The 13239-nt window shown below is 50.5% G+C and carries 10 protein-coding genes; 4 read left to right on the plus strand and 6 right to left on the minus strand.

Annotation, left to right across the window (positions count from 1 at the left end; genetic code table 11):
* Positions 1-107 precede the first annotated feature (107 nt).
* From DEP07_RS02965 to DEP07_RS02985, 5 genes are all read right to left on the minus strand, one after another.
* Entirely contained in the window at positions 108-866 is a 759-nt protein-coding gene (locus DEP07_RS02965) for an iron ABC transporter ATP-binding protein (protein WP_122962425.1), read from the minus strand.
* Positions 863-1804, minus strand: a complete 942-nt coding sequence (locus tag DEP07_RS02970) for an iron chelate uptake ABC transporter family permease subunit (protein ID WP_063228791.1) — start codon at positions 1802-1804, stop codon at positions 863-865. The genes DEP07_RS02965 and DEP07_RS02970 overlap by 4 nt, the downstream gene beginning before the upstream one ends.
* The gene (locus DEP07_RS02975) at positions 1801-2754 is read right to left on the minus strand and encodes an ABC transporter permease (protein WP_122962424.1); all 954 of its coding nucleotides are present in this window, start codon (positions 2752-2754) and stop codon (positions 1801-1803) included. The genes DEP07_RS02970 and DEP07_RS02975 overlap by 4 nt, the downstream gene beginning before the upstream one ends.
* Before the next feature lie 261 nt (positions 2755-3015).
* Positions 3016-3765, minus strand: coding sequence for a DUF4097 family beta strand repeat-containing protein (locus DEP07_RS02980; RefSeq protein WP_122962423.1), 750 nt, complete (start codon positions 3763-3765; stop codon positions 3016-3018).
* A 102-nt stretch (positions 3766-3867) separates the two neighbouring features.
* The gene (locus DEP07_RS02985) at positions 3868-5280 is read right to left on the minus strand and encodes an MATE family efflux transporter (RefSeq protein WP_287102080.1); all 1413 of its coding nucleotides are present in this window, start codon (positions 5278-5280) and stop codon (positions 3868-3870) included.
* Positions 5281-5400: 120 nt separating this feature from the next.
* Between DEP07_RS02985 and DEP07_RS02990 the strand changes: the two genes are divergently transcribed.
* From DEP07_RS02990 to DEP07_RS03005, 4 genes are all read left to right on the plus strand, one after another.
* The gene (locus DEP07_RS02990) at positions 5401-5802 is read left to right on the plus strand and encodes a cyclic nucleotide-binding domain-containing protein (RefSeq protein WP_287102081.1); all 402 of its coding nucleotides are present in this window, start codon (positions 5401-5403) and stop codon (positions 5800-5802) included.
* The gene (locus DEP07_RS02995; protein WP_287102082.1) at positions 5803-6069 is read left to right on the plus strand and encodes a Crp/Fnr family transcriptional regulator; all 267 of its coding nucleotides are present in this window, start codon (positions 5803-5805) and stop codon (positions 6067-6069) included.
* Between the two features lie 91 nt (positions 6070-6160).
* The gene (locus DEP07_RS03000) at positions 6161-6523 is read left to right on the plus strand and encodes a carboxymuconolactone decarboxylase family protein (protein ID WP_287102083.1); all 363 of its coding nucleotides are present in this window, start codon (positions 6161-6163) and stop codon (positions 6521-6523) included.
* Between the two features lie 191 nt (positions 6524-6714).
* Complete coding sequence (locus DEP07_RS03005; protein WP_122962419.1) at positions 6715-7071, plus strand: response regulator; 357 nt, start codon at positions 6715-6717, stop codon at positions 7069-7071.
* Positions 7072-7134: 63 nt separating this feature from the next.
* Here DEP07_RS03005 and DEP07_RS03010 read toward each other — a convergent pair whose 3' ends face one another.
* Positions 7135-13116: an AAA family ATPase gene (locus DEP07_RS03010; RefSeq protein ID WP_287102084.1), complete on the minus strand. Its 5982-nt coding sequence runs from the start codon at positions 13114-13116 to the stop codon at positions 7135-7137.
* Positions 13117-13239 lie beyond the last annotated feature (123 nt).

Here is a 13239-nt window from a genome sequence, read left to right on the forward strand (position 1 = left end):
ACTTCATATTACAATCCTTCATATATAAAATTATTGATAGCTTGCTTGTTTTTGAAGACCCCCTGCATGCCATCAAAATAATTTTATCGAAAGGAAGTAAAGCGGCGCTATGCGTAGTACACGCAGATTTTGTTTTCGTCGATGTCTTCAATGTGGATGTCCATATCGTAAACATCTTTCAAGGTTTGCGGCTGGATGATCTCGTCTGTGCTGCCTTCCTTCACGACTTTTCCGTCCTTGAGCGCAACGATGTAATCGGAGTAAACAGACGCAAAATTGATATCGTGAATGACGATGACGACGGTTTTGCCCATCTCATCGACCAGACGCCGCAGCACCTTCATGATCTGGACAGAATGTTTCATATCCAGGTTGTTCAACGGCTCATCGAGGAGAACGTACTCCGTGTTCTGCGCGACAACCATGGCGATGTACGCCCGCTGGCGCTGCCCGCCACTCAGTTGGTCGAGATACTTGTGCTGTATGTCCGCAAGCTCCAGATAACGGATCGCTTCGTCTACGTACTTCCAGTCTTCTTTTGTCAAATTGCCTTGTGAATACGGAAAGCGTCCGAAGCTGACCAGCTCGCGAATCGTCAGGCGCACCGTAATGTGGTTGGACTGCTTGAGAATCGAGATTTTTTTGGCCAGCTCGTTGCTTTTGTACTGTCCAATCTCCTGCCCCTCAATCAGCACCTCGCCTTGATCCTTCGTCAGCAGACGGCTGATCATGGACAGCAATGTGCTTTTGCCAGCCCCGTTCGGACCGATAAAGGACGTAATTTTCCCTTTGGCAATTTTCACCGAGACGTTTTCCACGACATTTTTGTTCCCATACTGTTTTGAGACGTTACGGACTTCTATCACGCTTTATTCTCCTTTAGCAGAAGATAGATGAAGTAAACCCCGCCGATAAAGTTGACGATGACACTGAGCGTTGTCGAGAACGTAAAGACGCGTTCGACAATCAACAAACCGCCTACCAGAGCCACTACGCTGATCAATGCTGAGCCAGCCAGCAAAAACTTGTGCTGGTACGTTTTCATATATTGATGAGCCAAATTCGCTACCAACAGCCCCAGGAAGGTGATAGGCCCAACCAACGCTGTCGCAATCGACACGAGAATCGCGATGACGACCAAAAACCGTTTGACGACAAAATCGTAAGGAATCCCCAGATTGATTGCCTGATCCCGGCCCAGTGCCAGCACATCCAAATACTTGACGTAGCGCCAAAAGTAAAGGCCGACTGCGATTACCAGGACAAAGCTGAGAATCAACAGGTCTGTGTTCACGTTGTTGAAGCTCGCGAACATTTTGTCTTGTACCACCTGAAACTCGTTCGGATCGATCAGCACCTGCATGAACGTCGACAAACTGCCGAACAAAGTGCCGAAAATCAAGCCAATCAACAACAGGAAGTAGATGTTTTGTCCTTCCCGCCTGAACAGGAATTTGTACAGCACGCCTGCGAACAGAACCATCAAGCCAGTCGAGATCAGGAAGTTCACGTTTTTATTCATGATCGTCATGTGCGTGGAACCAAACACGAAAATGACGAGAGTCTGAATGAACATGTACAAGGAATCAAGACCGATGATGCTGGGCGTCAAAATGCGGTTGTTGGTAATCGTCTGGAAGACCATCGTCGAGAACGCAATGATGCACCCGGTTAGCAGGATCGCAATAATTTTCTTGGCCCTTCGGGGAAGCACGTAATCCCAGTTGCCGCCCGCATCAATCAGCATGAATACGGCTATCAGAGCAACGGCGACTATCGCCATGACACCAATCTTAGCTTTCATCGTTCATATGCCTTTCTTCTCATGAGTAAGTACACGAATATACCGCTGCCCACTACTCCGACCATCAAGCCGATTGAGATTTCATACGGGAAAATGATCAGGCGTCCAAGAATGTCACAGCACAAGACAAACACTGCTCCCAGCAAAGCGGTATGAGACAGGCTTTTCTTCAGATTGTCGCCGAGGTAAAGCGTCACAATATTAGGAATAATAAGCCCCAAAAACGGGATCGTCCCTACCGTGAGGATGACGACAGATGAAACCATGGCGACAATCGCCAAACCGATATTGACCACTTGCTTGTAATTCAGTCCGAGATTGATCGCGAACTCTTCGCCCATTCCTGCAATCGTAAACTTGTTGGCAAACAAGTACGCGATAATGACCAGCGGAATGCTTATGTATAGCAATTCGTAGTTTCCCTTCATGATCGAGGAAAAGTCGCCGTGCAGCCAGGACGACATGTTCTGGATGAGATCGTGCTTGTAAGCGAAGAACATCGTAATCGAACCGACGATATTCCCGAACATCAACCCGACCAGTGGAATAAAAATCGAATCCTTGTATTTCACCCTGTCGAGAATCTTCATGAAGATAAACGTCCCCAGCAAGGCAAAAACAAACGCGACGAGCAGCTTCACCCAAATCGAAGCATCTACGAACACCAGCAAGGAAACGAGAATCCCGAACCGGACAGAGTCTTCGGTGCCCGCCGTTGTCGGCGACACGAATTTGTTCCGGGTCAGTTGCTGCATGATCAGACCAACCACGCTCATGCTGATACCCGCGATGATGATGCTGATCAATCGGGGAATCCGGCTAATCCACATCACTTGCACTTTGTCATCGCTGAGATTGAACAACTCCAGGGGCGAAATGTCCTTTACGCCAATAAACAGGGATACTATCGAAAGCAGAATCAGGGCTACAACCAAATATCTTTTTTTCATCGCTTCCCTACTCTTCTCTTTGTTCACGTGAGTGCTGCGTTGCTTTTAGCATGCTTAGTAAGAAGGAGATTCATTCTCAATAATAAAGAGATTCATTCTCACTTGGCATCTCCTTTGTTATATTAGCACTTCTTTATCCGGGTTTAAAGCATTTTTTCATTAGTCGACTAAATTTCTCTGGATTGAAAAAAGCGAGAATATTCCGCTGTCCATCACTAACGCAAAAAAGCGCCGTTGCCACTGATAGCAACAGCACTTTTTTTAATTGGACGTATACGATCCGCTTACGTTTTTCACCGAGCGCTTGCCAGAACCGTCTTCGACAATGTTCACGTCTCCGTTGACTGTGTAAATGTCGATGTCGCCGCTGTCATCGGATATCGTCACGTTTCCTTTGTGACGCACAATTTTCATGTCACCCGACTGATCTTTGATCTCCACGTCGCCCCCGGTATCTTCCAGCAAAATATCGCCGGAGTCATCCTCGATCAGCTTGAGGGCAGTCGCGTTGTTGATTTTGATATCGCCGGACTGGTCATTGATCTGCACTTCGCCCGTGACATCTTTCAAGATGATATCACCCGAATCATCCTTGATCGTGAGCGCTCCCGCCAGTTTGGAGACATCAATATCCCCTGAGTCGTCCGTGATCGCTACCTTCAATGCGGAAGGAACCGTCACCTCGACGTTCAGCTCCAGACGCATTACGCCGAAATGACCAACTACATCGGAGGACAAATGAGCGACATTCCCGTCCTTGGTCAGCGTCACGATGATGTCTTCCGGCTTGATATTGGCTGATCTGGCGATGATGGCATCTACCTGGATCGAGGTTGCCTTGTCGTCTCCTTTTACAACCAAATTACCGGATTGATTGACGATCTCCAACGCCTCTATCGACTCGATTGGCAAATCCAGATGACGCTTTTCCTCCACCGTCTCCAGACTGCTGCTGCATCCCGCAAGCCCGAGAGCCAAAACCAAAAATCCAACTCCTATCCAACGCTTCATCTCTATCTCCCTCTATGCATCCAAGCTTGCTTGTTCTTGAAATCATTGTACTAGAGCGGCCTCAAGATAGCATCAGTCGCTGGAGTTGTTTTCCATCGGTCCCTAGACGGATGCGCTGTCGTTTACCCTGCTGCCGTTATCTTCCAGCGGTTCGACTAGAGCTTTTTGCTCCCATACCCTGCTCCTCCAGCGGAAAAACATCATGACTCCGCGTATCCATTCATCGATCGCAACGGCCAGCCATACCCCCGCCAAGCCCAATTCGGTGTGAAACACCAGCACATAACCTAGCGGCAGACTGATTCCGACCATCGAAATCAGGCCCATATACACCGGAAACTGCGTGTCTCCTGCCGCACGCAAAGAGTTGATCAACACAATGTTGAAGACCCGCCCGGTTTCCAGCAAAATACTGAGCAAAATAATTTGCGAGCTGATCCGCAAAATTTCCGGATCAGTCGTGAACAAGCCCATGATCGGCTCGCGGAAAATGATGATAACCGTGTTGACTACAACGGTGTAAAGCAAGCCCCAGCGCAAGCTTTTCCACACGCGGCTATACGCTTCTTCGCGTCTGCCCGCACCTACAAGCCTGCCTGTTATAATCGCCGTGCCCATGCCGATTGCCAAGCTGAACAAATAAATAAACATGGAAAGATTGAGCACGTATTGCCGGGAAGCGAGCGACGACGCGCCCAAATACGTCACATAGTACAAAAAGACGGCCTGACAGCCATGGTACATGATTTGCTCAACCGCAGATGGAATGCCTACCTTGCAAATTTTGCTGACGTACGTCCATTTGATGGTAACATAGTCTTTGAATGCTACTTTGACCTCAATCAGACGGTAAAACGCCCAAAAATAGACGAGCAGCCCAAGCGCCCTGCTCAATACCGTAGAGATGGCAGCACCCTCTACCCCCAATGCCGGAAAACCAAAGTGCCCGAAGATCAGCAAGTAGTTCCCGATGACGTGCAGCACATTGATGCCGAGCGAGATATACATGCTCTCTTTTGTAAAGCTATACGTACGAATGACACTTGCCAATGTATTGATAATCGCCTGAATAAACAGGCTTCCCCCGACGATGATCATATACGACTGGGCCATCTGCAAAATTTGCCCTTGCAGATTGACGCGTTCGAGCAGTGCATTTCCAAGCAAAACGAAGCTTACGCTGATTGCGATGCCGATCAGCAGATTCAACGTGACCGCAACCGCTCCGACTCTCGCTGCATCGACCATTTTTTTGGAGCCGATATACTGTGCGACCACAATCGAGGCGCCATGTCCTGCTACTTCCAAAATCAAAATGGCGATAAAAATAAACTGGTTGGCTGCTCCAACCGCCGATACAGCCGCGTCAGAAACGCCGCTCAGCATGAACGTATCCGTGATGCCGATCAGCATGAACAGAAACAGCTCTAAGAAGATCGGCCAAGTCAGCTTGAACAGATTGTACGCATTGCCATCTTGTTGACCTGTTTGCCGCTCGGCTACTGTCATATCCATACTTTCACCTATCCCATCTGGTCCTCTCTCTATGCATAGCGACATTTTACACCGTAACCCGCAATGCGCGGAGAAAACTCGACACTTTTTACAAGATCTTTATGAAAAGGGGATCATACGATGGAAAAAGCCCGCCTGCCACAAGTGATACAGGCATTTCCTTGCTTCGCTCATGTGCCTTTGCCCGCCTGGTCGAACAACGAGATCTACGTGGAGCGCTTTTCTCCCCGGCTCGTGATGGGCGAGGGCCATCTGTTTGCCCATGCTGCCTTCGTCCTGGAAGGCAAAGTGCGCATCCACAAGATCAGTGAATCCGGGCGTGAAATTACGCTGTATCGCGTCACCCGTGGCGGCGTATGCGTCCTGATGATGGCAAGCATTCTCGGAGAGCTTGAATATGCGGCATCTGCCGAGCTGGAGGAAGAAACCGAGCTGTTGCTGCTGCCCGTCAAAGTGTTCAAGCAGTGGCTGGACGAGTACAAGGACGTGCGCCAGTTTATTTACAGCACGATGATCAAGTGAATGGCTTCCGTGACAACCTTGATGGAAAATATCGCTTTCAAACCGATTGATTACCGTCTGGCCGAATTTTTGCTCAGCTGCACTACTGAGTCTGACAATCAGTTGCTCATTACCCATGAGGCGATCGCCATTGAGCTGGGAACAGCCAGAGAAGTAGTCAGCCGTTCCCTCAAAGAGTTCGAATCGGCAGGCTGGATCAAGTTGGGCCGCGGGCGAATCACCAACATCGATCGGACCAGCCTGGCAAACCACCTGAAACATTTGTAGCCGTTATGTGCGCAAGTCACAGAAGCCAACGCCCTCTCTCCTCTACAATGGACATGAACGTGAAGCTACCCGTTACGAGAGGATGATGAAGGTGTCCAACACGCCGTCGTATTACGAAAAAGCAAACTTGTCCCGCATTCCCGACTTGATGAAGCTTGCCCCGGAAGCAGCCGCCTCCTATCTGGCGTTCGAGAAGCTGGTTTATCAGGACTCTCAGCATCTCGATCGGAAAACAAAGGAGCTGATCGCGATTGCGGTCGCTCATGTTACGGGCTGCCCGTATTGCATCGACGTCCACGTAACAAAGTACAAAGCACTGGGCGGAACCATGGAAGAAATCATGGAGGCGTTGCTCGTAGCCGCCACAACCCGTGCCGGCGCCATTCTCAGCCACGGTGTCAATGCGCTTGCCGCCTATCGTGATGATCCTGCTTCTCCCCAATGCTTTTGCTGAATGAAAAGGCAACTGACCTCCCTTTTAACAAAGGGGGGCTTTTTTTCGTGAATTGTACAATTTTGCACAAAGATCGCTGAAATTTTCTAATAATAGGATTGCGACTATTTTCCTACCAATGTTATGGTTAAAGGTAGGGGCAAAGTAAAACAGGAAAACACACATCATACCGCTTCGACACAGGAGGTTTTATGGCTCGTATACTAATTGCCGATGACTCGATAGTTGTCCGGGAATACATCAGACTCATCCTACAACGGGCTGGACATCAAGTTATCGCAGAAGCGGCGAATGGACTAGACGCCTATCAGCAGTACAAAACGCATCAACCTGACGTAGTCATGATGGATATCAACATGCCAGGCATGAATGGTATCGAGACTGTCAAAAAAATTATCAGCACATTTCCCGATGCCAACATCATCATGATCAGCACCTACGGTTTAAAGCATTTGGTTTTTGAAGCCATCAACGCAGGAGCACGTCACTATATTACGAAGCCGATTGATGAAGAGCGCCTTTTGGATTCTATCCAGAACACCCTCTAAACATGCGGCCGATACACAAAAAAACTGAGGGGCTGCTCGGGCGCCTCAGTTTTTTTATGTTTTCTATCCTCGCAAAGTCTCGGCGTCGAGCGGAATCCGGAAGCAAAAGCACGTTCCTTTTCCCCGTTCGGAAATGACCTGCACTTCTCCGCCCAATCGCTCTACCTCTCGTTTGACAATCGGCAATCCCAAGCCTCTGCCCGAATAAATGTCTGCTTCTTCTTTTACACTGATCTGTTCTTCAAACAAGGAGCGTAGCCATTCTTCCTCTGTCCATCCTGCTCCAAAGCCTTGTTCCAGCCCATGCTGTTTGAGCTTTTCAAGGTCTACACCTTTGCCGTCATCAGCTATGGTGATCAACAGCGAAGCATCCTCCTGCCAAATCCGGCAGCTGATCGTGCCTTTACTCGCCTTGCCGACCGCAAGCCGCTCACTTTCTGTTTCCAAACCGTGATCGATCGCGTTTGTAAAAACATGAACCAGGCTGCTCGCAAACGCCTCGAAGCGATCGTGATCCACCATGATCTCCTCCGCCTCCAGTCGAAGCGGAGCAACTGCTTTGTTCAGACGCTGGCCCAGTTCGACGACATAATCGTGATAGCGCTCGAACATGTCTTTGACTGGTTGCTGACGCAGCTCACGAACAAGCTGATCCACCCGGGCAGACAAGTCATCCGGCAACAAGTCTGTGACTTTGCTGATGAACTGCTCCCATCTGTCTCTTTCGATCGTCATGCCTTCCTCGACACTATCCAAAAAGTGATCGCCCAGCTTGTTGCGAATGATTTCCACGTCCTGCTGCATGGCTGCCTTGACCTGCTCAACAGGCAACTGATTGTGGAAAGCGTCGTCCATTCGCAGCCCTTGATGCTTTCCTTGCTCTAACAGCCACGTCTCCAAATCATGCAGCTTTTGCGGAGTCTCAATCAGATGGAACTGGCTGAAATCGCCTTTGAACTGATGAATTTGTTCCACAAGCTTGATCAGGCTTTCCGACTCCTCCATTCCTTCTGCGAAGTGCATTTTCCACCCTTCCGCAAAAAAAGTCGTGAAGGCGCGATACGCTTTTTGGAAAAGCGGCAAGCTTGTCGCCACAGTCAAAATCATGTTCAGCTTTTGCCATTCCTGCTCCATCTTGCTTTCCAGCGCTCTTTGCTCGCTCAAGTCAGTCAAAATCAGCATCAAACCTTCTGGCGAGTCACGCCGATCTTCGTGAATCGGTTTGCACTCCAGCTTGAGCGGCAGTTGGTTGATGCAAATTTCCGTAGGGAAGAGGCTTAAATAAAGCTCTTTTTGCCCCTGATCTTTTGTATCGAAATACTTTTCCAAAAGAGATTCGACAAACGCCTGCTCCTCCGGTCGATTCGGATACAGCAGACTGGCTACCGATTCCCCTGCCAGCTCTCTCCCGAACATCCGCAAACATTCCCGGCTGTACTCGGAATGGACAAGCATGTTTTTGGAAAACGACAGGAAGCCCTGGCCTGCATTGTTCAGCAAGTTTTTGTTCGCCTGCAACAGCGATTGAATCTCGGTCGTCCGTTCAGCGACGATCATCTCCAACGACTGGTTCCATTGTTCCAGCTGGTGATACAGGCGGGCATTTTCAATAAAGATCGCCATTTGCGAGAAGATCAGCCGCAGCGGCTCTGAGCGCTTTTCGTTGAAAACGTGCGTCGTCTCGTTGTTTTCCAGATAGATGACGCCGATCATCTTGCCCTGCTGCCACAGCGGCGAACACAAGATCGACTTGGGCTTGTTTTTCGTGATGTACGTGTCCCGGAAAAAGACGCCCTCTACGGAAGCATTGTGCAAAACGAGCATTTCTTCGGTGCGGATCGTGTAGTTCACTACGGCGACAGACAACATCCCGCTATGTTCATACGGCACCGATTGCATGATTTCCATATCAAGATCGACTGACCCCGCCGCTTCGATCACCCATTCGCTCTCGTTTTTCAGGATGAGAATCCCTTTCTCCGCTCCGGCGTTGCTCATAACCGTCCGCAGCATCGTAGCCAAAAGCAGTTCCAGCCTGATCTCGCTCGCCATCGTCTGCGATGCCTTGATTACGCTCATCAGGTCGACGAGATCGGCCGACTGCTCTGTCGCAGCAAGCTCTGCCGATGCTTCCAGCCCTCTGCCGCGCTGCAACAGGTGCGGGTAGCGCTCCTCAATCTCCCTCGACTTCGCCAGAGCGCCCCACTGCATGTACGCCTCGTAAGCTTCGGTCATGTACACCCTGGCGATCGTTTCCATCCCCAGATCCAAATAATGATGGGCGGCAAGCTCTCCGGCAAGTGCCTCATTTTGCAAAAAGCCGTCCTTTTTCGCGAGTTGCAGCGCTTCGTCGTAAAGCTCGCCCGCCACCTGGCGCTCGCCGTTCACTCGCTTCCATTCGGCGCTCATCAGCAAGTATTTGTGCTGGAAGTTTTCCGGGCAATGGGCAGCCCAGCTCTTCATTTTTTTCAAATGAGTCTTGATCTTTTTCGCATAGCGGATTTGCTCCCGGCGGTTGACGCGCTTGTACAGCTTCGTCAATGCCAGGGCATGCATGAATACATGCTGGCTGACCAGCACCTGGCCGCTGACGGACTCCATCCATTGCTCCGCTTCGCTCAGCAGCTTCGATGCCTCCTCGTAGTTGCCGTACATGAGGTGAACCATTGATTTGTAAAAGTGGTACATGTACCGCTTGTAGCTGGTGCCTTCCGCCTGCAAGCTGTCTACGTATTGAGTCTCATCGAAGCTGTCCCGGCAAAATACCGTCTGCTCTGCTCCCGTCCAGTGCGTAAACGTATTCAACGCCTGGCGCAACAACAGAAGACGATCGTCATGATCGACTACTTTCATCTGACAAATCAGATCGGCATACTCTTCAATCTGCTGCTCCAATTCCTCCAAAGGCAGCCCGCAATAGAGCATGGCTTCCAGCAAACCGTGCGCGTTATACGCCGCATAGATGTTTCCTCCGCCGTCCATTCCGAGCTGAATGGCTTTTTTCAGCAGCGGGATGTTCGTTCGGGCGTGATCGCACCAATGGTTGATCAACAGGGCAAACGCGCCGTACGCCTTGGTCATGGCAATCGGGTCGGCAAAGCCATCGGCTACCCGGCAAGCCAGTTGTCCGAACTCATACGCCTCACGGTAATTGCCAAATTGCGTACCGAGCACAATCCCGTAGCCCGTGTATCCGTTGGCAGATGCAACCGCGTTCCCGTGCACGAGCGACAAATGGAGCACCCGTAAAATCGTCAGGGCAAACCAGTTCGGATTGACGAAATACGAGGATGGTCCTGCATTGCTGATGATGCTCATCGCCATCTGGTAATTCTCTTCCGGCACATCTGGCAAGTACAGCAGCTCATCGATTTTGTGGCCTTTGAGCTTGCGCTTGATCTGCCACATTTCCTTGATAATATCTAACTTCCCGGGCTTGAAAGGAATGGGAACCTTGAGCAGTCCGAGCGCTTCACTGGCGATATCCACCACACGCGAAAAGTCGGCCAGACGGGTGTACATGTTAATTTGCAGCTCCAGGACGCGCACTCGCTCGCGGTTGGTCTTGGCGTGCGATAGCGCAAGGGAAAACAGCCGATTCGCATCTTCCATATGGTTGCACAAGTACGCTGTCTCGGCGTAGAGCGTGTACAGCTCCATCGACAGGTTGTGATGCTGGTCCCAGGCAGACTCCCCGAGGAACATCGTCCCGCGCTGAAAATACTGGAGGGCGGCGTCAAAGGCAGTAGAAGCCATCGCTTTTTGACCGGCAAGCAGGTGGCAATGAGCGACCTGGATCCTTTCCGCCGCATCCTCGATCATGTCCGCGCCCCGGTACATGTGCTCGCATATTTCAAACAGCAGCACCGACTCGTAGGAACCGGACATGTCCCATATCATTCTCCCGAGCTTGACGTGTGCCTGTTTCTGCTCCTCTTCCGAAAGCGAGGAGTAGGCAGCCTGCTGGATGCGGTCGTGCACAAAGCTGAACTGGATCGTCACTTGCGACAGGTTCTCCTCTTCCTCTATCGCCGCATAGCTCAAATACTCCGCGCCTTCCAGCGGATAGATCAGCCCTTCTTCCATGGCGGGCAAAATGTCCCGAATCGCTTCTGGCTCGTTCAAGCCCTGTGCTTTTGCCAGCATGCTCAAGTAAAAGGAGTTGCCCAGGCACGCCGCATAAGCCAACAGCTTCTGTGTCACCGCAGGCAAACGCCTTACTTTTTCCACGAGAAAATCTGCTACGTTCTCCGTTGTGTTGAGCTTCTCGATCTCTGCCAGCTCCCACTTCCAGCTCCGCTCCTCCGGGGAATACTGCAACAGATTTTGATCGTACAAAGACTTGATAAATTGTCTGGAGTAAAACGGGTTGCCTGCCGTTTTTCGCATCAAAATCATCGCAAGCGGCTTCGTAACTTCAAGTTCTGTATGCAGTGCATCGGCCAGCATGGCATTAATTTGCGTGAGCCGCAGCGGCAACAGTGTAATTTGCCGCAACATCCTGCTCTTGACCCCAGCTTCTGTCAAAATCGCGACCAGAGGATTGATCGCTCCCCCATCCTGCTCGCGATAGGAGCAAACGAGCAGAAAATAGCTGAGCGGCAAGTCGGCGACAAGCTCGCGGATCAAAAACAGCGAAGAAGAATCGGCCCATTGCAGGTCGTCGAGAAACAACACTAACGGGTGCTCCGGTCTGGCCCAGATGCGAATAAATCTTTGCATGACCAGTTGAAAACGGTTTTTGGCCTCCGCCGCAGGCAGCTCCGGCACAGGCGGCTGCTTGCCGATCACAGCCACCAGTTGAGGAATGACATCCACGATGACCTGACCAAGCCCTTGCATCGCTTCGAGAATCGTCGCCCGCCACGTCGCAAGCTCTCTCTCATTGCCTGCCAAAAGCTGCTTGATCAAGTCCTGAAAGATTTGAATGATCGCGGAATAAGGCACGCCTTGACGATACTGGTCAAACTTGCCGGAAATAAACCGTCCTCTGCCTTTGAGGAAAACTTTTTGCGCCTCAAACACGAGAGCAGATTTCCCCACGCCCGCGCTGCCGCTCAACATGACCATGCGCGATGCTCCGTTCGACACTTCCTCAAACGTGTCGATCAGCATCTGGATTTCCTGTTCCCGGCCGTAGAGCTTTTCCGGTATGTGCAAACGGTCAGCGCGGTCATGCTGCGCCAGTGGAAAGTGACCGATCGTTTCATTTTTGGCAAGCTGGTCGAGACATTGCTGCAAGTCTGCCACCAGTCCAGCCATACTGAAATAACGGTCTTCCGTATTTTTGGACAAACACTTCATCACGATATCCGACAAAATTTGCGGAATGGACGGCTTTACTTGCGAAGGCGCCATCGGCTTTCGGGCCATGTGGGCATGAACCAGCTCAAGCATGTCCGACGTAAGAAAAGGCGGCTTCCCGGTCAAAAGCTCGTAAATCGTCACGCCAAACGAGTAAATATCTGTCCGGTAGTCCACCGTCCGATTCATCCTGCCGGTCTGCTCAGGCGATACGTAGCGCAGATTTCCCCGCCATTCTTTCGGGTTCATCACGCCTTGATATTCCTGATATCGCCTCGTCGCCAAGCCAAAGTTGATCAGCTTGACCTCGTACGTATCCGGGTGAATCAGTATATGAGCGGGATTGATGTCTTTGTGGATTATTCGCTGCTGATGAATTTCCTCGATGCATGTAGCGATGCGGATCGAAATGGTCAGGATGTCTTTTAGCGACAGCTCTTTCATTTTGCTCAGCAAGGAGAGCGGCACTCCCCCGAAGTCTTCCGTGATCAGCGCAGTCTCCCGATTGTGATCAATCAATTCGACAGCATTCTCCACCGCGTATGATTCGAGAGATTGCAAGATGCGGTACTCGTGTTTCAGTCTCCAAAGCGACTCCTTGTGCGTGGGACCCTCACGTGGCTTTTTAATGATGACGGGCAGGTTATCGCTGTTTCTGAACCCACGATAAAATCCCATATTTGAATGCGTCGAGAGAAACTCTGTCACTCTGTATCCTGGAATCACGATCATGCCGCTCATACTATCCACTCCATCTAGGTAGAACATCCTATCATTTATGTTGTTGCTTCAGGTCAAATAATCTATATTGAATATATATTCTGTCATAAACTGCTATTTTTCTACTAATACTTATGGAGGTAT

Source organism: Brevibacillus sp. (assembly GCF_003521185.1).
Lineage (GTDB): Bacteria > Bacillota > Bacilli > Brevibacillales > Brevibacillaceae > Brevibacillus > Brevibacillus parabrevis.